This window comes from Pseudomonas sp. MF06569, from assembly GCF_059862735.1.
Window position 1 is genome coordinate 37038 of record NZ_JCBCUZ010000003.1, and the last position, 18923, is coordinate 55960.

Consider the following 18923-nt stretch of genomic DNA (forward strand, 5'->3'; position numbering starts at 1 on the left):
ACCTGGCCCCCCGATACTGGACACTGTCATGTTACGAATTACCGAACTCAAGCTGCCGATCGACCATCCCGAAGAAGACCTGCGCCCTGCCATCCTGCAGCGCCTGGGCATCGAAAGTGATGACCTGCTCGATTTCACCTTGTTCAAGCGCAGCTACGATGCGCGTAAAAAATCGTCCGAATTGTGCTTCATCTACACCATCGACCTGAGCGTGCGCGATGAAGCGCCGCTGTTGGCCAAGTTCGCGGACGACCGTAACGTCAATCCAGCGCCAGACGTCAGCTACAAAGTCGTCGGCCAGGCCCCACAAGACTTGAGCCAGCGCCCGATTGTGGTGGGTTTTGGCCCGTGCGGTATTTTCGCCGGCTTGCTGCTGGCACAGATGGGCTTCAAGCCGATCATTCTTGAGCGCGGCACCGAAGTTCGCCAGCGCACCAAGGACACCTGGGGCCTGTGGCGTAAAAACGTACTCAACCCCGAGTCCAACGTACAGTTTGGTGAAGGCGGCGCGGGCACGTTCTCGGACGGCAAGCTTTACAGCCAGATCAAGGATCCCAAGCACCACGGCCGTAAAGTGTTGCACGAGTTTGTCAAAGCCGGTGCCCCGGACGAGATCCTCTACGTCAGCAAGCCGCATATCGGTACGTTCCGTCTGACCGGTGTCGTCGAAAACATGCGCCAGCAGATCATCGCGCTGGGCGGTGAAGTCCGTTTTCAACAGCGTGTGACTGACGTCCTGATCGACGACGGCCAGTTGACCGGCGTGGTACTGGCCGACGGCGAACAGCTGAACTCGCGCCACGTGATCCTGGCCCTGGGCCACAGCGCACGTGACACGTTCCGCATGCTCCACGGTCGTGGCGTGTACATGGAAGCCAAACCGTTCTCGGTAGGTTTCCGGATCGAACACCCGCAGTCGTTGATCGACAGCGCACGCCTGGGCAAGTACGCGGGCCACCCGAAACTGGGCGCCGCCGACTACAAACTGGTACACCACGCCAAAAACGGCCGTTCGGTCTACAGCTTCTGCATGTGCCCAGGCGGCACCGTGGTTGCGGCTACCAGCGAGCCGGGTCGTGTTGTGACCAACGGTATGAGCCAGTACTCACGTAACGAACGCAACGCCAACTCGGGCATCGTGGTCGGCATCACACCTGAGGACTATCCAGGTGGGCCATTGGCCGGTATCGAACTGCAGGAACGCCTGGAAGCCCACGCCTACGTGTTGGGTGGCAGCAATTACGAAGCACCGGCGCAACTGGTGGGTGACTTTATTGCAGGCAAACCTTCATCGGCCCTGGGCAGCGTCGAGCCGTCCTACAAACCGGGTGTGTCCCTGGGTGATCTGGCCCTGGCCTTGCCGGACTACGCCATTGAAGCCATCCGTGAAGCCTTGCCGGCGTTCGAGAAACAGATCAAGGGTTTCTCGATGCATGATGCGATTCTGACCGGGATCGAAACCCGTACCTCGTCGCCTCTGCGCATGACCCGTGATGCGTCGATGCAAAGCCTCAACGTCAAGGGCCTGTTCCCGGCAGGCGAAGGCGCAGGCTATGCAGGTGGCATTCTGTCGGCCGGTGTCGACGGCATCCGGATTGCCGAGGCTGTCGCTCGCGACATTCTGGGTATCGAAGCGTAGGTTTTTGACGCAGTAGGAGCGAGCTTGCTCGCTCCTACAAACCCCGCATCAGAGCCCTGCCCGCAACACCCCTTCAGGCAACGCAGCGCCCTGCTCCACGCAGGCTTTGACTGCACCGATCAACGCGTCCAGTTCATAACCCTGAGCTTTGAGCCACTGCGCATCGTAGTAGGTCGTGGCATACCGCTCACCGCCATCACACAAAATCGCCACAATCGAGCCGCTTTCACCGTTGGCAACCATCTGCTGCGCCGCGATCAATGCGCCAATCAGATTCGTCCCGCTCGATCCTCCGACCCGTCGCCCCATGCGCTGCGCCAAGTAGTGCATTGCAGCCAGGGACAAGGCATCCGGGACCTTGACCATCGCGTCGATCACCTTCGGCAAAAATGAGGCCTCGACCCTGGGCCTGCCGATACCCTCAATGCGCGAGCCGCAGTCCAGTCGCAAACTGGCATCACCGCTCAGGTAAAAGTCGAAGAACACCGAACGTTCGGCGTCGGCACACAGCACGCGGGTGTTGTGCTGGCGATATCGGACATAGCGCCCCAGGGTTGCGGTCGTACCGCCCGTGCCCGGGCTGGAGATCAACCAACTCGGCTCCGGGTGACGTTCATAACGCAGTTGCTGGAAGATCGACTCGGCGATGTTGTTGTTCGCTCGCCAGTCCGTAGCCCGCTCGGCATAGGTGAACTGGTCCATGAAATGGCCACCGGTTTCCCGGGCCAGCCGCTCGGACTCGGCATGTATCCGGGTAGGGTCCTCCACCAAATGGCTTTGGCCACCATAAAAGGCTATTTGCTCGATCTTGGCAGGCGAGGTGCTGGCAGGCATCACGGCAATAAAGGGCAAACCCAGCAATCGGGCGAAATAGGCTTCAGACACTGCCGTCGAACCGCTGGACGCTTCGATCACCGGTGAGCCGGCCTTTAGCCAGCCATTACACAACGCATATAAAAACAGTGACCTCGCCAGACGGTGCTTGAGGCTGCCCGTCGGGTGACTTGACTCGTCCTTGAAGTACAACTCGATACCCGCAAAACCCGGCAGCGACACAGGAATCAGATGGGTGTCAGCACAGCGCTGAAAGTCTGCTTCAATCGTACGAATGGCTTCGCGTGCCCACTGGCGGTCTTGGTTCATGGAGGGTGGCTCGTGATAGCAAAAGGGAAAGCACAGCATGTGCGTACGGTGTGCAACGACCAATCCTAAGGCATTTCCTACAGTCGCCACAGGCACAGAACCGTCTCAATTTGACACACAACTGCTAGGCTCTTTGGCGATGCGAGAGCAAACCCCTGCTTATAACAAAAAAGAATATAGTTTTTGTTTTAACCCCTAACCCCACAGGTTAGGGTGTCGCACCTTTTACTTAATCGATGGAGAGCGACCTTGCCTCTGCGTAGTACTTTCACTCGTTTCTTTCAGTTGGAAGCTGCCAGCGGTCTGCTGTTGATTGCCGCGGCCGCTCTGGCTTTGATCATCAATAACTCACCGCTTTCCCATTACTACACGGCCTTTCTGGACGTGCCGGTAGCGGTACAAATCGGCGCCCTGCAAATTGCCAAGCCTTCGCTGCTGTGGATCAACGATGGCCTGATGGCCTTGTTCTTTCTGCTGATCGGCCTCGAGGTCAAGCGCGAACTGCTCGAAGGCCAGCTGTCCAAGCCCTCGCAAGTGGTGCTGCCGGGGGCCGCGGCCATCGGCGGGATGGTCGTGCCTGCGCTGATTTACTGGTACATCAACAAAGACTACCCCGACGCGCTGGGCGGCTGGGCGATCCCCATGGCCACTGACATCGCCTTCGCCCTCGGCGTGCTGGCCTTGCTCGGCAAACGCGTACCGGTGTCTCTCAAGCTGTTCCTGATGACCCTGGCGATCATCGACGATCTGGGGGCGATCATCGTGATCGCGGTGTTCTACTCCAGCGAACTGTCCGGCCTGTCGCTGCTGCTGGCAGCGGCATGCCTGATTGCCCTGATTGCGATGAACCGCATGGGCGTGATCAAAGTTGCGCCTTATATGATCATCGGCCTGATCCTCTGGGTGTGCGTGCTCAAAAGTGGTGTGCATGCCACGCTGGCGGGTGTAACGCTGGCGTTCTGTATCCCGCTGCGGACCAAGAACTCAGAACCGTCACCATTGATGACCATTGAGCATGCACTGCATCCGTGGGTGGCTTACGCGATCCTGCCGTTGTTTGCCTTCGCCAATGCCGGTGTATCGCTGGCGGGTGTCAGCCTGCACAGTTTCGTCAGTCACGTGCCGATGGGCATTGCGGCGGGCTTGCTGATCGGTAAGACCGTGGGCGTGTTCGGCTTGACCTGGATCGCCATCAAGACCGGCATGGCATCCCTGCCCGCTGGGGCCAACTGGGGCCAGGTGCTGGGCGTCGCCATCCTGTGCGGCATCGGCTTCACCATGAGCCTGTTCGTGGGGTCACTGGCGTTCGTAGCAGGCAGTAGCGAGTATGTGGGCATGGACCGCATGGGCATCCTGACCGGCTCCATCCTGGCGGCGCTGATCGGCTATGCCGTCACACTGTTCTTCAGCCGCAAACAATCATTAGCGTGACCCTGCTTTAATGCGGGAGCGGGCTGGCCCGGACAAAGGCAACGCAGATCACCTGCGTTGCCTTTGTCGCGACTGAACCGCCAAAAGAGGGAAACGTGGTCGATAAATTTCAGATTGTGCAATACGCGGGCATCACCGTGATGTTCCCGGCAGCGTTGGTCATTGCTGCCTGGTTATGGGTTGGCGCGTCGAAAAAAATCGCGTGTCTATGGTTGGGCGTGCTGGTGTGTGCCTACCTCATCGTGGGCGCGAGCAAGATCCTGTTCAAGGGCTGGGGCATTGGCCTGCATGACCTGGGCATTGCCGTCTTCAGCGGACACGCGATGAACGCTTGCCTGGTTTTCACCGTGATGCTGAATCTGCTGTGCCAACAGCTCGATCAACGTTTGCGCTGGCCAGTACTGGGGGCCGGCTTAGTGGCGACCTGGTGGTTTGCCATCCATTACGTTGCCCACACCATTCACCCATTGCCGGAGGCTATCGCAGGCGCACTGATAGGTTCGGTTGCCGCGTGTGTGTTTTTGTTTAGCGTCAAGCAATACAACCTCAGCAAGGTTCCACGGCCAGCGCTGATGATGGGCCTGGCAGTGGTGCTGGCGTTCGACGCCATGCCCAAGTACACGGCAGAACACTTGCTGGATCACATCGCCATAACGCTGTCGGGGGCCGACCAGGCCTTCAGGCACTCGTCCTGAGCTGAATCAGCGGACATGAAAAAACCCCGGCCAGTTCGCACTGGCCGGGGTTTTGTTTTAGCGCTGCCGCCCGATTTACTGGGTAACGCGGCTGGTGCCATCAACGGTCATGATGCGCACGCGCTCACCGGTACGGAACACCTGGTTCGGCTCAACCTGCTGCACATAGGCACGGGTGCTGCCGTCGTCTTCACGTACGGTGATTTCTACGCCCTGGGTCTTGGTCAGGCCCGATTCGGCCGCAGAACCCAGCAGGCCACCGGCTACTGCGCCGATAACAGCTGTCACGATGCTGCCACGGCCACCGCCGATGGCGCTGCCGCCCACACCGCCCACGATAGCGCCGGTTGCAGCGCCGATCGGAGTCTTGGTGCCTTCGATCTGCACCGGACGCAAGGCAACGATGGTGCCCATACGAACGGTCTGTACACGTCGAGCTTCGTCACGGGAGTAGGTATCGCCGGTCAGGTTGGAGGTGCAGCCGCCCAACAAGACAGTCATGGTAGAAAAAGCGGCAACCAACAGAACAGACTTACGCATAGGATCAACTCCAAAAGATCAGGGATTCATTAAACTCCGCAGCCGGGGACCTGTCACGGTACAGCGCGGGTAAAAAGGCTTTATTCAGCGTCTGTACAGTAAAAACAGAACCGTTTAGCCGTTTCAAAACTTCAGCAAAGAGTAGCGCGAAATAATCATCTTGCATTGCGCGCCACCCTCGCAAGTAACGTCTTTAAGGCGCCAGGCGCTCTCGAGCCCACTCAGTCCCTTCACGCCGATAGTTAAGGCGATCATGCAGACGGCTTGGCCGCCCCTGCCAGAACTCAATGCGCTGGGGCAACAACCGGTAGCCGCCCCAGTGCTCGGGGCAATGGGGCTGGGTGTCGCTGAACCGCGCCTCGGTGGCCTTGAGCAAACCGACCAGCTCGTCACGATCCGCAATCACCTGGCTTTGCGGCGAGGCCCAGGCTCCGATCCGGCTGCCCAGAGGTCGAACCTGATAATAGGCATCGGACTCTTGGGGCGTGACCTTGACCACTTGCCCCTCGATGCGCACTTGACGCTCCAGGGTTGGCCAGAAAAAAGTCATGGCCGCGAACGGCCGCTCAGCGAGTTGCTGGCCTTTGGCGCTGGTGTAATTGGTGAAAAAGGTAAACCCCTGTTCATCCAGACCTTTGAGCAAAAGCACACGGCAATGCGGACGCCCTTCGGCATCGACGGTGGCCAGGGTCATGGCATTCGCCTCGACCGGTGGCTGTTCGGTTTTGACCGCGTCGGTGAACCACTGATGAAACAGCGTGAAGGGCTCGGCCGGGGCTTGAGCCTCGGCCAGCCCGTCACGGGTGTAATCACGTCGCATATCTGCCAATGCTTGAGTCATGCCGCAATCCTTCCCTGAATCAATCAGTTCTTGGTCTCATCGTTGGCGGCAACTTTCTTGTCCGCAGCCGCTTTGGCTTTAGCCACGACCGGCTTCTTGGCTGGCGCTGGCTTCACTGCTTTTTTGGCCGGTGCCGCCTTCTTGGCTACAACGCCTTTCTTGGCCGGTGCCGCTGCGTTCTTCTTGGCTACAGAAGGTGGAACTGCAGGCTGCACAGCAACCAGTTCAGCGGGCGACAAGGCTGGCTGGCTGTATTTGCTGACCAGCGCGACCATCGTGGCTTGCGGCGTCATCAGGATTTCAACCCGACGGTTCAACGCACGACCTTCATTGCTGTCGTTGGCTGCGCGCGGCATCACAGAACCCATGCCACGCAGAGTCAGGCGGTTACCTTGCAAACCGCTCATGCGGAAGATGGCGGCCACTGACTTGGCGCGATCCAGGCTCAAACGGGTATTGGCGGCCATAGCGCCTGCAGAGTCCGCATGTCCCAACACCAACACGGCAGTTTTTGGATCGCCTTCAACGACTTTGGCCACGCGAGTGAACGGGCCCAGCATCGACGGCATCAGCAAGTCAGGACGGGTCGCCTTGAACGAGCTGTCAGCCGAAGCCACGATGATCAGCAGGTTTTCACGGCGTTCCAGTTGCAGGTTGGTGTCCTTGATCGCGACACGCAGGCGCGGCTCGTATTCATCCAGCCAGGCTTGAGTGATTTTCGGGTCTGGCATCGGGATCACGCCAACCGGGGCAGTTTTGGACGCTTTGTCATCGCCACCGAACGGCCACCACCAATTCTTGGTAGAGGTTGACGCGCCAGCAGGTGCGACAACGGCTGCCACTTTTTCCTTTTCAACCGGGGCGTCTTTCTTGGCGGAGTCAGAACCGAATGGCCACCAGCTGGAGCCACTGTCTTTGGCAACGGCAGCTGGAGCGGGTGTTTTGGCAGCCGGTGCTGGCGTCGGAGCCTTGGCAGCGGGAGCTGCAGTTTTGGCTACGGGTGGCGTTACTTTGGCGTCAGCCGGTTTGGCCGCAGCACTGGTGCCTTTATCGGCAGGCGTCGACGCCTGGTCGGATGAGCCCAACTGCCACCACTTATGGCCACCTTCGGCGTCATTCTGTGGAGTTTGTGCGCAACCGGTAATGGCCAGGCAGAGAGCCAGAGCTAGGGTCTTATTAGATGACATTGAATATCCACACAATGAATTAGGAATAAAGAGGCAATAAGCCTACATAAAAAAACGTTGCACTCATAAAAGCTACAGGGTTCCGACCTACGGCCTACAAATACCCGACTAGATACACGTCGCCAGGACTTTGACCAGCTTTTGAGCCCTTGGGTCCATCAAAACATAAGGCCCCAGTGTGTTGGTCACAAAACCAAAGGCCACTTCACAATCCGGGTCGGCAAAGCCAATCGAACCGCCAGCACCTGGATGGCCAAAGGCTTTGGGCCCTAAACCGAAGGTCGCGTTAGGCACGCTCGGCTGATCCAGCATGCAACCCAATCCAAGACGGGTCTGGGTGCGCAAGGTTTTATCCTCGCCCAGGCTGTGCTCGCGGGTCAGTTGCTCGAACATTTCGGCTTCAAGCAGGCTGCCATCGAGCAGACCGCTGTAGAACCCGGCCAGGCTGCGGGCGTTACCGTGCCCATTGGCCGCTGGCTGTTCCATCCGGCGCCATTCGGGCTTATTGGTACTGGTCATGATCGACGGCGGATTGGTGAATGCCCGTGTGCTCATGGAGGTGGGCTCGTTCATCATCGCCTTCAACAGACGCTGCGCCGCCGCATCCCCCATCGTCCCCTTGCTGCGGGCGATATGGGCCACCCGGTAAAACTCTTCATCCGCCAGCCCGACATGAAAGTCCAGCCCAAGCGGCCTGGCCGTTCGCGCCATGATCGACTGGCCCGCACTGCGGCCGTCGGCACGGCGAATCAACTCGCCCACCAGCCAGCCATAGGTGATCGCGGCATAGCCGTGGCCTTCGCCTGGCGTCCACCAGGGCGCTTCAGCGGCCAGCGCATCGACCATGGTCTGCCATTCATACAATGCCGTTGGCGGCATCAATTCACGCAACGCCGGCAAACCGGCCCGATGGCTCAGTAGCTGGCGCAACGTGATGGATTCTTTACCCGCTGCCGCAAACTCAGGCCAGTAACGGGCAACGGGCACATCGAGTTCCAGCTTGCCCTCTTCCACCAGTTGCAGCGCGGTGACAGCCGTAAAGGTTTTGGTGCACGAAAACAGATTGGCAATGGTGTCTGTGTGCCACGGTTGCTCTGCGTCCTTGTCAGCCGTACCGGCCCACACGTCAAGTACCGTTTCGCCACCGATCTGGATGCACAGTGCCGCACCGCGCTCTTGCGGATCATTGAAAAGATCAGCAAACGCCTCGCGTACTGCTTCGAACTTAAGGTCGTGAAAACCCTGAATCTGCACCCGCACCTCCTGGATCTGCATGGCTCTACAAGGCGTGCATTGTTCCAGCACCGGTAGGATTTTGAAACAGAGCAACGCGCTCTGGACGCACAATTTTTGGGCGTTATTGAATCGGCGCTGAAAGTATCAGCGCCAAAGTGGATTTTTTGTGAAATAGAACGCTTGTAGCCGCTGCACAAGGCAGAGGCTACACATCGTCAACCCGGCCTAAAGCGCCGCGTAGACCAAAGGCGCCAGTTTTTGCACGCGCGGGTCCATCAGCACATGACTGCCCATGGTGGTGGTCACGAAACCAAAGCTTACATCCCGCTCAGGGTCGGCAAAGGATATCGGCCCACCCAGCCCCACATGGCCGAAAGCCTTTGGCCCCATGCGATGTGACGCTCCCGGATCGGCCGGTTGTTCCATCATGCAGCCCAGGCCATAGCGCATGGGCCGCAGCAGGGTGCGGTCTATATCGTTACTGTGCTCGCGGGTGAATTCTTCAAGCAGTTCAGGCCCCACCAGCCGCCCCCCCATCAACGCACTGTAAAACCCGGCCAGGCCATGAGCGGTGCCGTGGCCATTCACACCGGGATGGCGATAAGCCCACCAGCGGGGGTCCGACGTTTGCCTCGACGCATTGGAGGGGTTAGTAAAGGCAAGGGTCGCGACATGCTCGGGCTCGCTGACCATCACGGTGCGCAGGTCTTGCGCGTAGTTATCGCCCGTTCTCCCTTCAGCGCGCTCAAAAGCAGCAATGCGATGAAAGTGCTCCGAATCAACGCCCATATGCACTTCCAAAGCATTGGGCTCAGAAATCCGTTCACGAATAAACCTGCAGGGGTCTCGCCCGTCGGCCCGGCGAATCAATTCGCCAACGATCCAGCCATACGTGGTGGCGCCGTAGCCTACATCGGTCCCGGGCTCCCACCACAGCGGCTCCGCTGCCACGACCTCGGCCATGGCATCCCAGTCGTACATGATGGGCGTGCGGTTAGGCAAACGCAGCGCGGGGATGCCCGAGGTATGGCACAGCACCTGGCGCAATGTGATGCGCCCTTTACCGCCCTGGGAAAATTCCGGCCAATAGTGGGCAACCGTCTGATCCAGCTCCAGCTTGCCCTCCTCGACCAGCATCAGCGCCGCGATGGCGGTGAAAGGCTTGATGCAGCAATAGGTGTTGACCAGCGTGTCGTGACGCCAGGGCTTGTGACCCTCCAAGTCCGCCACACCCGCCCACAGATCGACAACCGTCTCGCCACCGACCTGCACACAGAGTCCTGCCCCACGTTCCTGCGGATCGTCAAAGATCGCCTCGAAGGCTTGCTGAACGGCCTCAAATCCACTTGCACACTTCCCTTTAGCTTCCATGACCAAGACTCCATTCAGTTGAGTGAAGGACCTTAGTTTTAAAGTGGGAATTGAACAGGCAGAAACCCTTCAGGGCGACGAAATACTTCGCCGCCCATCGGGTTTGACCTCTCAGTGACCTTTGCCGGAATGACCGCCCGCATGCCCTGTGCCAGAGCGTCCGCCGCTCCCGTCGTCAGTTGCATGCACGGGGGCCTTGGCGGCTTTTTCTTCCTCGGCCCGGGCTTTGGCCGCTTCCTGGCCCAACTGGTCGAGGGCTTGCAGGTTGGACTTGCGTACGCTGTCGACAAATCCGGTAAACGGCAAATCGGTGATACCGATCATGCCGAAGTGACCGTTCTCGCCATCCAGCAGGCGACCGGTTACCGGCTGGTCCAGGTACTGGAACCAGTGCACACCGACAATCGATGGCTCAGCCACGGCCTGTTTGAGGAACTTGCTGTAGGCCGGACCGCGAGCCTCTTCGTTGGCCACTTCGGTGACGCCGCCCCAGAACGGGCCGCGGTCACGGGAGCCAAAGTTGAACTCGGTGATCATCACCGGTTTGTCCAGTTCGCGCAGCTTGGCAAAGTCGTAACCGTCCTGCGGTTGCAGGGTGTAGAGGTTGAAACTCAGCACATCGCAGTACTTGGCGCAGGATGCCACGGCCTCTGGCGTGCTGACGGCGAACCGCCCGCCCAGCAGCAAGTGATTGGGGGCATGCCATTTCAGCGAGTCAGCAATGGTCTTGAAGTAGGTGTCGGCGAAGACTTTCTGGAAATATTGGTAGTCGGCTTCGATTTCCGGGTGTTCGGCGTTAGGCAAAGGCGCCTCGAAGCCCGGGTCTTCCATGAGTTCCCACGCCGGAATATCCACACCCCAGGCCTTGGACAGGCCCTGCTGGTTGCGGTACTTATCCCGCAATTGCTTGAGGAATGCGCGCTTGGCCGGTGCGTCGGTGGTCATGCGCAGCGTGCCGAGGGCTAACGCATAACGGGATTTCGGATCATCACCCGGGCCTGCCCACGCCAGTTCGTTGTCGGCGAAATAGCCGATCAACCACGGGTCGTCGCGATGGTCACGGGCAGCAATGGCCACGGCGCGCTCGGTGGCCATTGCAAAGCGCGGGTCGAACGGGTCGGGCATGCCGCCCCACCAGTCGGTGCCGGTACTGATGCTGGTGTAGTCACCCACAATCGACAGCGGCAAGGTATACGGCACGCGATCATTGAGGCCCAACTGCGGGTCGCTCCAGTTGCCGATGGTGTTGAAACCCCAGGCTTGCAGTCGATCCAGGGTATGGGTTTGCCAGCGCTTGGCATCGAAGGCCTCAGGCGCACAAGGAATGGCGGGGGCGCTGCCCGGCTCGGTTTTTAGCTCGGCTTTTACCGGTGGGCAAGGTTCGCCGTAGATCCGTTGCAGGTTGGCACCGTAGAAGTTGTACCAGCGACCGGCGTTGAAGCCCCTGCCCTGAGTGGACGCATTGCCGCTGTTGTTGTCCGCGGTACCGTAATAGCTGGCCAGCGCAGCGCCGTCCTTGGGCAAGTCGGTGAACATCCACTCACGGCCTGCGACGTAGGTCTGGCTGTCGTTGGCCGTCACGGCGTTCAGGCCCAGGGAGTAAAAGGGATGACCTTCGGGGGTGATCAGGTTCCAGCGTCCGTTGCGTTTCTCGGTGCGGAAAAAACCGGTCGCCTCAAACCCTGGGCCCTTGAGCCAGCCACCATATTTATCCTGGTCGGCACGTCCGGCCAGCCAGCCCTTGAGTTGTTGCTGTTCCTTGGCTGCCGCCGCCTTGAGCTGCTCGTCGTTAGCCACACGCTCCGGCCATTTGGCACGGGTCGACTGGCCGTAGCCATCGACGATCGAGCCATAAACAGCTTTGATCACGCCCTCGCCGTCCTGCACCCCGAAGCGCTCCAGCAGAATGCTTTGCGCAGCAGCCGGTTGCGGGATCGACAGGCTCACCGAGACCACTTGGCTCAGATCGATGTCACCCGTGCTGGCGGCCAGCAAGATGCGCTGGCCATCGACTGTCATCGGCATTGGCGGGCCGGCTCGCATGCCCTGGCTGCGAGGCGAATTGGCCTTCAATGGCAACAGCAGGGTCTGCGCCGGGCCTGCTGGCAGTTCGACACGGCTGGTCAGGGTTTGGCCGTTACTGCTCTGCACGGTCACGTCCAGGGTCAGCGCCCAGTTCATCGCGTTCTGGATGCGCAGGGTCATCATCCCCGACTGGGACCAGTCCCATACTCCGGTTTGCGGGGTCAAACGCAGGCTCGGCGCGGCGGCCGGGTTAAAGATCACGCGGCGCAGCACTTCGCCTTCCGCCGTTTGCTCCGCATTGTATTGCGGCAAGCTCGCATCCGTAGTCGCCACTTGCACCACATCGGCCGGACGAACGAAATTGAACAGGGTTTGTTGACCGGCAGGCGCCGCCAACAGCGGGGTCGTAACCAGCAACGCAAAAACAGCAGACAGCGAACGGCGAATCATATGGATCTGGCTCTCCCAAACGGCCGAAAACCGGCCTGTGAGGTGGTGAAGGTCAAAGCATAGACAGCAAAGTCGGCAATAACGCCGACTCGCACTTAAGAAATTTCGCGCCTGAAGGGCGGCAATGCATTAAGGATGGCTTTGCCGTAGCGCTGGGTGACCAGTCGCCGGTCCAGCAAAGTGATCGTGCCGCGATCCTGTTCGGTTCGCAGCAGCCGCCCGCAAGCCTGCACCAGCTTCAGCGAAGCGTCGGGCACCGAGATCTCCATGAAGGGATTACCGCCACGGGCTTCGATCCACTCCGCCAGCGCCGCCTCGACGGGATCATCGGGCACGGAGAACGGGATTTTGGCGATGACCACGTGCTCACAATAGGCGCCGGGCAAGTCCACACCCTCGGCAAAGCTGGCCAGGCCAAACAGTACGCTGGAATCTCCGCCGTCGACCCGGGCCTTGTGTTTATTGAGGGTTTCCTGCTTGGACAGGTTGCCCTGGATAAACACTTGCTTGCGCCAGTCCCGCTCCAGGCCGTCGAACACGTCCTGCATTTGCTTGCGCGATGAAAACAGCACCAGGGTGCCGCGCGAACCTTCGACCAGTGCCGGCAGCTCACGAATGATCGCCGCCGTGTGGGCCGTCGCATCACGCGGATCGGCTTTAAGGTCCGGCACCCGCAATACGCCCGCATCCGCGTGATGGAAGGGGCTTGGCACCACGGCGGTAACGGCGGCTTTCGGCAGGCCTGCGCGCATGCGGAAACGATCGAACGTGCCCAGTGCCGTCAGGGTGGCCGATGTCACCAGGACGCCATAAGCCACGTTCCACAGGTTGCGACGCAGCATTTCAGCGGCAAGGATGGGGCTGGCATTGACCTCGATATCAAACAGCGAACCGCTTTCAGCCAGGGTCAGCCAGCGCGCCATTGGCGGGTTGTCTTCAGGGTCTTCGACGGTAAAGGCAGTCCACAATTCCCAGTTGCCCTGGGCACGGGACAGCAAGCTGCCAAACAGTGGATACCACTCTTCAGCCTGGTTGCTGGTGATGCCGATATTGACCTCACCGTCCATGCCGTCCTTGAGGATTTCGGTCAGACGGGTGAACAGATCCGTCAGGCGCGAGAAGCCTTTTTTCAGTTCGATACCCATTTCACGCATGTGATCGGGAATCAGCCCGCCGATAAAGCGGTGGCGGGGCCGCTCGCGGCCCTCTGGCTCTTCACCCACTTTAAAGTCTGCAATTTGCTCACACGCCGCGAACATGAACTGTTGCTGGGCCTTGATCTCTTTGGCCAGCTCCGGCACTTGCTCCAGCAAACGGCCCAGGTCGCCCGGCAATGGGTGTTGGGCAAGCAGTTTGGTGAGGTTTTTGGCGGTTTGCTCCAGCCAGTCGGCCGTTGAACGCAAACGGGTGTAATGGGCGAAATGGCCAATAGCCTTGTCTGGCAGGTGATGACCTTCGTCGAACACGTAGACCGTGTCTCGGGGGTCAGGCAATACAGCGCCGCCGCCCAGGGCGAGGTCAGCCAGGACCATGTCGTGGTTGGTGACAATGACGTCCACCTTGCTCATGCCTTCGCGGGCCTTGTAAAAGGCGCACTGTCCGAAGTTGGGGCAATGACGGTTGGTGCATTGACTGTGATCGGTGGTCAGGCGTGCCCAGTCCTGGTCTTCCAGCGCCTGGGGCCAGCTGTCGCGGTCGCCGTCCCATTTATTGCCGGCCAGTTTTTCGATCATGCTGGTGAACAGCTTCTGGCTGGCCTCATCGACTTCGATCTTGAAGCCTTCTTCTTCGAACAGCTGCGCCGTCGCGGTTTGCGCGTGGCCCTCTTGCAGCAGCATGTCGAGTTTGGACAGGCACATGTAGCGCCCACGCCCCTTGGCCAGCGCGAAGGTAAAATTCAGCCCGCTGTTGCGCATCAGGTCCGGCAGGTCCTTGTAGACGATCTGCTCTTGCAGCGCGACGGTGGCGGTGGCGACTACCAGTCGCTTGCCTGCCGCCTTGGCCACTGGAATGGCCGCCAGGCAATAGGCCACGGTTTTACCGGTGCCGGTGCCCGCTTCTACAGCGACCACAGCCGGATCGCCACTGCGGTGGTTCTCTTCGTCGGTGTCGATATCACCCAGCACCTTGGCCACTTCAGCGATCATCAAACGCTGGCCGTAACGGGGCTTAAGGCTTTTGGATTCGAGAAAACGCGAATAAGCGCCCTGGATCTGGGTTTTGAGTTCGGTACTAATCATGATTCTTCGGGCGCAAGAAACGCTGGATAAATTTTCAGTGGTTCGAATGGCCGCTATCATACCCCGCTAATTCATCCCGCGCCGAACGGAGTACCCCAATGACCGCCTTTGCCCTCGCCTACAGCCTGCATGTATTGGCCGCCCTGATCTGGGTGGGCGGCATGTTTTTCGCCTGGATGATCCTGCGCCCGGCGGCAATCGCAGCCCTGGAAGGCCCTGCGCGGTTAAAACTGTGGGTTGAAGTGTTTCAACGTTTTTTTGTCTGGGTATGGGTCGCGGTAGTGATTTTGCCGATCAGCGGTGTCGGCCTGCTGCAGATGCGCTTCAACGGTTTTGAAACGGCTCCGCGCTACGTGCAGATCATGATGGGGCTGTACATCGTGATGGTGGCGCTGTTTATCCGGATCCAGTCGCTGCAATTGCCTGAATTGCGCAAGGCCGTAGAGACTCAGGCGTGGGCAGAAGGCGCAGCGGTGATGGGCCGGATTCGGCGACTGGTGGGGTGCAACCTGCTTGTGGGCCTGGCACTGGTGGCCATTGCGGCGGCACGGCCGGGTTTCTGAGTCTGACGGTTAACTTCGATGTGTGTGGGAGCAGGCTTGCTCCCACAATTTGCCTGGATTACAGCCGCTGAAGAGTCACCGCGCCCGCTGTACCCACTTCACCCGGCTGCCCGGCCAGACCGGGACGGCCCGATTTGCCGCCGTCCGTGCGGTACACGATACAACCCTTGGATTTACCGCCTGAGCCCGGGCGTCCGGCTTCCCCGGGCTTGCCACCCGCACCACCGTCTACCCGCACGCTGATCTGCTCGCCTGGGTAGTCACGAGGCAGTTCGACCCGCACCTGCCCCCCTGCTGCACCCGGCTGGCCATCGCCACCGTTGTCGCCATTGGCACCTGAGCCCGCGGCCCCCCAGGTACAACCCGGATTTTCACCGTTGCCGCCATCCAGCCCGACAAAACCCGGCGCCCCCGTACCACCACGAGCGTCGATGGACAGTTGCGGCGCTTGCAGTGACTCGATGCGCAGGCTCAGGTCCCGTGCTGGCCGTGCCGGTTTTTCGAAGGTGCCTGCGGCACCGCGGGCATTGATCTGGCTGCCTTCGCCCAGTTCGGCACGGAGCACCCGCAGCTCTATGCCGCGTTCGGCCGGCACGAGGGTGATGCGCGCCTCGCGGCCCAAATGCAGTTGGTCGATGTTGACCTGAGTGACACCGGCCGGAATCAATAACGTGCCGTAATCTGCAACGTCGAGTTTTTCCAGGTGCAACACGCTGGCGTTGGCGGGCAGGCGCATCAGCGAGTTGGCTTCAACCAGTACCACGTCAGCGTGGGCAAAAGGGCTGCACAGGGCAGCCAGCAAACATAACTTACGCATGACGGGGCTCTCGCTCAGCAAGGGTGTAGGCGTGGAAAATTCCAAGCACAATAATCAGAAGGCGATCACGCCAGGGATGGGGCCGGTCTTGCAGACGGGCTTTGAACAGCAGCATTTCAAGCGCGTGGGTCAGCAGCAACAGACTGCCAGCAGCGTTAATCAACACATCGAACGGGTAGATCAAGGGATCGTACAGGTTGATCAGTACCACGCCCCAAAACACCAGCGTCAATGCCTTACCCAGCCCCCACAGCATCTTCATACATCCGCCTTCAGATTTTCTTTGGACGCACAGTAACGGCTTGCAGGAGCACGGCGCCAGATACCTTTACAAAAAGTTTCGCCGCAGAATTGACCCTGGTGATCAAACCTGCGGCGAACCACAGTACCCGGTGCCTGCTCAGCGAACGATCAGGATCTCGGTACGTCTGTTTTGGGCCCGACCTTCAGGGGTCTGGTTACTGGCAACCGGGTTCGCCTCGCCGGCACCTGCCACAGAGACAAACTGACTGCGCGGCACGCCGCTTTCGATCAAGTACTCGACCACTGACTGCGCACGCTGTTTGGACAGTTTGAGGTTATAGACCTCATTACCCACGCTGTCGGTGTAGCCGGTGACCTTGAGCTGCGCATTGGCAGCGTCTTTTTTCAGGCGGGCAGCAATCACATTGAGCTTGTCCTTGTCGGACGCGGTCAGTTTGGCGGAGTTGAATTCGAAATTCACATCACGCACCACAATCGCTTCTTCCTTGACCACAACCACTTCTTGCACCACAACCACGGCCACAATCGGACAGCCCACGTCATCGACTTTCACGCCCTTGGGTGTGTCAGGGCACTTGTCGCGACTATCCAGTACACCATCGCCATCCGCATCACCATCGCCGTGAACCCAGCAGTAAGCGGCTGCCATGCCCGCGCCGAACAGGGCACCGCCCCCGGCCCAGGCTGAACTGTTTATCGCGCCCAACGCCGCCCCGCCCACACCCCCGACGGCGGCACAGGTGGGCCAATCGGTTTTTTGCAACCCGGCACAGCCCGTTAAAACACTGGTGAGAACAACCAAAGGTAACGCTGTTCTGATGAGGCTCATAAGGGGATCACTCCTGAGGGTCGGCGTCTGGCCGATGCACCGCAAAGTAAAGACCTCGGTTGGGGTATGCGCCAGCATCGTGACAGCCCCCCTAGGCCGCAAGGCTCGCGCAGGCTAGTCTTGGAAGCTCTAAGTGAGGACTTTCGATGACGCTCGGTATTTCTACACGCACGCCCCAGCAAGCGCTGGCAGCACTGCTTGATCGTTATGCGCCGCAACGCTTGCTCGTGGTCGGTGCCAGCAGCTTCCCGGCACTGGCCGCTTTTCAGGCTGCGCACCCGCAGGCACTGGTCGCTCACGCAGCGCCCGGCCCACTGCCCCAGGACCTTGGCGCACAGCGCTTTGACCTCGCCCTAGTGATCGATTGCCTGGAGCACCTGCCCAAACGCACAGGTCTGGAGCTGCTGGGAGGGATTCGCAACCTCAATGCCAGCCGCATCGCCGTGCTGGCGGACCTGACGGCCTGCGACTGGAAAGAAACCGATTTTTTCGCACTCGCCCTGCAAAGCAATGAGCGCTTTCAGCGTGACGAGCAGGTACTGACTCTTTTCACTTACGATCTGCGCGAGTACAAACAAGTACCCGACTGGCTCAACGCCAGGTTTTGGGCCAACCCGGAAAATTTTGGCAAGTATTGGTGGTAACCCGATGAGTACATCCATTTGCCCCTGTGGCAGCGGCAACCTTCTGGACGCCTGCTGCGGGCACTATCACGACGGTCATCCGGCCCCAAGCGCCGAAACACTGATGCGCTCGCGTTACAGCGCCTATGTGCTGGGCCTGATCGACTACCTGGTCGCGACCACCTTGCCCGTGCAGCAGGCCGGGCTCGATCGGCTGTCCATTGCCGACTGGAGCGCGCAAAGTACCTGGCTGGGCCTGACGGTCGAAGGCAGCGAAGTGTTCGGCGGTCAGCCTGAACATGCATTTGTGACCTTTACTGCACGCTGGCATGACGCCAACGGTGAGCACAGCCACCGCGAGCGCTCGTCATTTGTACAAAGCTGTGGCCGCTGGTATTTCATCGACCCCACGGTACTGCTGAAGGTTGGGCGCAACGATGCATGCCCATGCACCAGCGGCCTTAAATTCAAAAAATGCTGTGCCGGCTTTTTCAGTCAATAGGCTGACCGGATCCTGGCACTTTGAGGGGTAAGGAATGGATGCTCGGGCTCGAATAATAAAAGCAACTGCCCTGGCGATGGTCCTGATGCTGTCGGGATGCGTCTCCTGGTTTGACTCCGCAGACAAGGACCCGGACGTACGCCTGGTCAGGGTTGAACTGGTTCAGGCCAAATTACTGGAACAACGCTTCAAGCTGCATTTCATGATCAATAACCCCAATGACTCCACACTCACCGTGCGGGGCCTGAGCTATACCGTGTACCTGGGTACGATAAAACTCACTGAAGGTGAACGTGAACACTGGTTCAGCGTGGAACCCAACAGCCAGGCAGAATTCACGATCCCTGTTCGCACCAACCTCTGGCCACAGGTGCGTCCCTTGGTCAAATTGCTCGAAACACCCGACCGGCCCATCCCCTACCGGTTTGAGGGCACACTTGAAACCGGCCTGTTCTACGGTTACGACGTGCACGTGACGCGTAAAGGCGAGATAATCCCCGGTGATTTTATTCCAGAGTGATTGAGCA

At 59.6% G+C, this 18923-nt stretch carries 19 protein-coding genes; 7 read left to right on the plus strand and 12 right to left on the minus strand.

Annotated features, from left to right (window positions below; translation table 11 throughout):
• The first annotated feature begins 28 nt into the window (after positions 1–28).
• Positions 29–1639: an NAD(P)/FAD-dependent oxidoreductase gene (locus AC19YQ_RS04205; RefSeq protein WP_133075857.1), complete on the plus strand. Its 1611-nt coding sequence runs from the start codon at positions 29–31 to the stop codon at positions 1637–1639.
• Positions 1640–1687: 48 nt separating this feature from the next.
• On the opposite strand, the gene AC19YQ_RS04210 is transcribed toward AC19YQ_RS04205, so the two are convergent.
• The gene (locus tag AC19YQ_RS04210; protein ID WP_326425473.1) at positions 1688–2782 is read right to left on the minus strand and encodes a PLP-dependent cysteine synthase family protein; all 1095 of its coding nucleotides are present in this window, start codon (positions 2780–2782) and stop codon (positions 1688–1690) included.
• A gap of 249 nt (positions 2783–3031) precedes the next feature.
• On the opposite strand from AC19YQ_RS04210, the gene nhaA reads away from it, so the two are divergent.
• A complete protein-coding gene (nhaA, locus tag AC19YQ_RS04215; RefSeq protein WP_339473684.1) occupies positions 3032–4213 on the plus strand; it encodes a Na+/H+ antiporter NhaA in 1182 nt (393 codons plus the stop codon).
• A 95-nt stretch (positions 4214–4308) separates the two neighbouring features.
• On the plus strand, positions 4309–4908 hold the full coding sequence (locus tag AC19YQ_RS04220) for a hypothetical protein (RefSeq protein WP_500594649.1): 600 nt from the start codon (positions 4309–4311) through the stop codon (positions 4906–4908).
• Positions 4909–4983: 75 nt separating this feature from the next.
• On the opposite strand, the gene AC19YQ_RS04225 is transcribed toward AC19YQ_RS04220, so the two are convergent.
• The 8 genes from AC19YQ_RS04225 to dinG all read right to left on the minus strand — a co-directional run bounded on the left by AC19YQ_RS04225 (position 4984) and on the right by dinG (position 14798).
• Entirely contained in the window at positions 4984–5448 is a 465-nt protein-coding gene (locus AC19YQ_RS04225) for an outer membrane lipoprotein (RefSeq protein WP_133075861.1), read from the minus strand.
• Positions 5449–5452: 4 nt separating this feature from the next.
• Positions 5453–5614, minus strand: coding sequence for a hypothetical protein (locus AC19YQ_RS04230; protein WP_339473680.1), 162 nt, complete (start codon positions 5612–5614; stop codon positions 5453–5455).
• Positions 5615–5641: 27 nt separating this feature from the next.
• Positions 5642–6289, minus strand: coding sequence for a pyridoxamine 5'-phosphate oxidase (gene pdxH, locus AC19YQ_RS04235; RefSeq protein ID WP_500594650.1), 648 nt, complete (start codon positions 6287–6289; stop codon positions 5642–5644).
• 23 nt (positions 6290–6312) lie between these two features.
• Positions 6313–7476 (minus strand): OmpA family protein, encoded by a 1164-nt coding sequence (locus AC19YQ_RS04240; RefSeq protein ID WP_500594651.1) that lies wholly within the window; start codon positions 7474–7476, stop codon positions 6313–6315.
• Between the two features lie 108 nt (positions 7477–7584).
• On the minus strand, positions 7585–8730 hold the full coding sequence (locus AC19YQ_RS04245; RefSeq protein ID WP_339473923.1) for a serine hydrolase domain-containing protein: 1146 nt from the start codon (positions 8728–8730) through the stop codon (positions 7585–7587).
• A gap of 207 nt (positions 8731–8937) precedes the next feature.
• Positions 8938–10083: a serine hydrolase domain-containing protein gene (locus AC19YQ_RS04250; protein ID WP_326398386.1), complete on the minus strand. Its 1146-nt coding sequence runs from the start codon at positions 10081–10083 to the stop codon at positions 8938–8940.
• Positions 10084–10194: 111 nt separating this feature from the next.
• A complete protein-coding gene (locus tag AC19YQ_RS04255) occupies positions 10195–12558 on the minus strand; it encodes a beta-galactosidase (RefSeq protein ID WP_339473674.1) in 2364 nt (787 codons plus the stop codon).
• A 95-nt stretch (positions 12559–12653) separates the two neighbouring features.
• On the minus strand, positions 12654–14798 hold the full coding sequence (gene dinG, locus AC19YQ_RS04260) for an ATP-dependent DNA helicase DinG (protein ID WP_133075866.1): 2145 nt from the start codon (positions 14796–14798) through the stop codon (positions 12654–12656).
• Between the two features lie 98 nt (positions 14799–14896).
• Between dinG and AC19YQ_RS04265 the strand changes: the two genes are divergently transcribed.
• Positions 14897–15361, plus strand: coding sequence for a CopD family protein (locus AC19YQ_RS04265; RefSeq protein ID WP_133075867.1), 465 nt, complete (start codon positions 14897–14899; stop codon positions 15359–15361).
• A 58-nt stretch (positions 15362–15419) separates the two neighbouring features.
• Here AC19YQ_RS04265 and AC19YQ_RS04270 read toward each other — a convergent pair whose 3' ends face one another.
• The 3 genes from AC19YQ_RS04270 to AC19YQ_RS04280 all read right to left on the minus strand — a co-directional run bounded on the left by AC19YQ_RS04270 (position 15420) and on the right by AC19YQ_RS04280 (position 17271).
• Entirely contained in the window at positions 15420–16178 is a 759-nt protein-coding gene (locus tag AC19YQ_RS04270) for a collagen-like protein (protein WP_500594652.1), read from the minus strand.
• A complete protein-coding gene (locus AC19YQ_RS04275) occupies positions 16171–16440 on the minus strand; it encodes a DUF1145 domain-containing protein (protein ID WP_133075869.1) in 270 nt (89 codons plus the stop codon). Before AC19YQ_RS04275 ends, AC19YQ_RS04270 begins: the two co-directional genes overlap by 8 nt.
• A 138-nt stretch (positions 16441–16578) precedes the next feature.
• Positions 16579–17271, minus strand: a complete 693-nt coding sequence (locus AC19YQ_RS04280) for a PA1041 family peptidoglycan-binding anchor lipoprotein (protein ID WP_500594653.1) — start codon at positions 17269–17271, stop codon at positions 16579–16581.
• A gap of 146 nt (positions 17272–17417) precedes the next feature.
• Here AC19YQ_RS04280 and AC19YQ_RS04285 point away from each other — a divergent pair, with 146 nt between their 5' ends.
• Genes AC19YQ_RS04285 through AC19YQ_RS04295 form a run of 3 tightly spaced genes read left to right on the plus strand, consistent with a single transcriptional unit; the run spans position 17418 to position 18916 of the window.
• Positions 17418–17915 carry a DUF6231 family protein gene (locus tag AC19YQ_RS04285; protein WP_326425464.1) on the plus strand — a complete coding sequence of 166 codons (498 nt, stop codon included), beginning with the start codon at positions 17418–17420 and terminating at the stop codon, positions 17913–17915.
• A gap of 4 nt (positions 17916–17919) precedes the next feature.
• Entirely contained in the window at positions 17920–18396 is a 477-nt protein-coding gene (locus AC19YQ_RS04290) for a YchJ family protein (protein WP_500594654.1), read from the plus strand.
• A 34-nt stretch (positions 18397–18430) separates the two neighbouring features.
• A complete protein-coding gene (locus AC19YQ_RS04295; RefSeq protein ID WP_500594655.1) occupies positions 18431–18916 on the plus strand; it encodes an LEA/WHy family protein in 486 nt (161 codons plus the stop codon).
• Positions 18917–18923 lie beyond the last annotated feature (7 nt).

What these genes read in the sequence shown, in the direction of transcription:
- AC19YQ_RS04205 (WP_133075857.1), top strand. Translation starts at nt 29, where the DNA reads ATGTTACGAATTACCGAACTCAAGCTGCCGATCGACCATCCCGAAGAA.
- AC19YQ_RS04210 (WP_326425473.1), bottom strand. Translation starts at nt 2,782, where the DNA reads ATGAACCAAGACCGCCAGTGGGCACGCGAAGCCATTCGTACGATTGAA.
- AC19YQ_RS04225 (WP_133075861.1), bottom strand. Translation starts at nt 5,448, where the DNA reads ATGCGTAAGTCTGTTCTGTTGGTTGCCGCTTTTTCTACCATGACTGTC.
- AC19YQ_RS04230 (WP_339473680.1), bottom strand. Translation starts at nt 5,614, where the DNA reads ATGCAAGATGATTATTTCGCGCTACTCTTTGCTGAAGTTTTGAAACGG.
- pdxH (WP_500594650.1), bottom strand. Translation starts at nt 6,289, where the DNA reads ATGACTCAAGCATTGGCAGATATGCGACGTGATTACACCCGTGACGGG.
- AC19YQ_RS04240 (WP_500594651.1), bottom strand. Translation starts at nt 7,476, where the DNA reads ATGTCATCTAATAAGACCCTAGCTCTGGCTCTCTGCCTGGCCATTACC.
- AC19YQ_RS04250 (WP_326398386.1), bottom strand. Translation starts at nt 10,083, where the DNA reads ATGGAAGCTAAAGGGAAGTGTGCAAGTGGATTTGAGGCCGTTCAGCAA.
- AC19YQ_RS04255 (WP_339473674.1), bottom strand. Translation starts at nt 12,558, where the DNA reads ATGATTCGCCGTTCGCTGTCTGCTGTTTTTGCGTTGCTGGTTACGACC.
- dinG (WP_133075866.1), bottom strand. Translation starts at nt 14,798, where the DNA reads ATGATTAGTACCGAACTCAAAACCCAGATCCAGGGCGCTTATTCGCGT.
- AC19YQ_RS04265 (WP_133075867.1), top strand. Translation starts at nt 14,897, where the DNA reads ATGACCGCCTTTGCCCTCGCCTACAGCCTGCATGTATTGGCCGCCCTG.
- AC19YQ_RS04270 (WP_500594652.1), bottom strand. Translation starts at nt 16,178, where the DNA reads ATGCGTAAGTTATGTTTGCTGGCTGCCCTGTGCAGCCCTTTTGCCCAC.
- AC19YQ_RS04275 (WP_133075869.1), bottom strand. Translation starts at nt 16,440, where the DNA reads ATGAAGATGCTGTGGGGGCTGGGTAAGGCATTGACGCTGGTGTTTTGG.
- AC19YQ_RS04280 (WP_500594653.1), bottom strand. Translation starts at nt 17,271, where the DNA reads ATGAGCCTCATCAGAACAGCGTTACCTTTGGTTGTTCTCACCAGTGTT.
- AC19YQ_RS04285 (WP_326425464.1), top strand. Translation starts at nt 17,418, where the DNA reads ATGACGCTCGGTATTTCTACACGCACGCCCCAGCAAGCGCTGGCAGCA.
- AC19YQ_RS04290 (WP_500594654.1), top strand. Translation starts at nt 17,920, where the DNA reads ATGAGTACATCCATTTGCCCCTGTGGCAGCGGCAACCTTCTGGACGCC.
- AC19YQ_RS04295 (WP_500594655.1), top strand. Translation starts at nt 18,431, where the DNA reads ATGGATGCTCGGGCTCGAATAATAAAAGCAACTGCCCTGGCGATGGTC.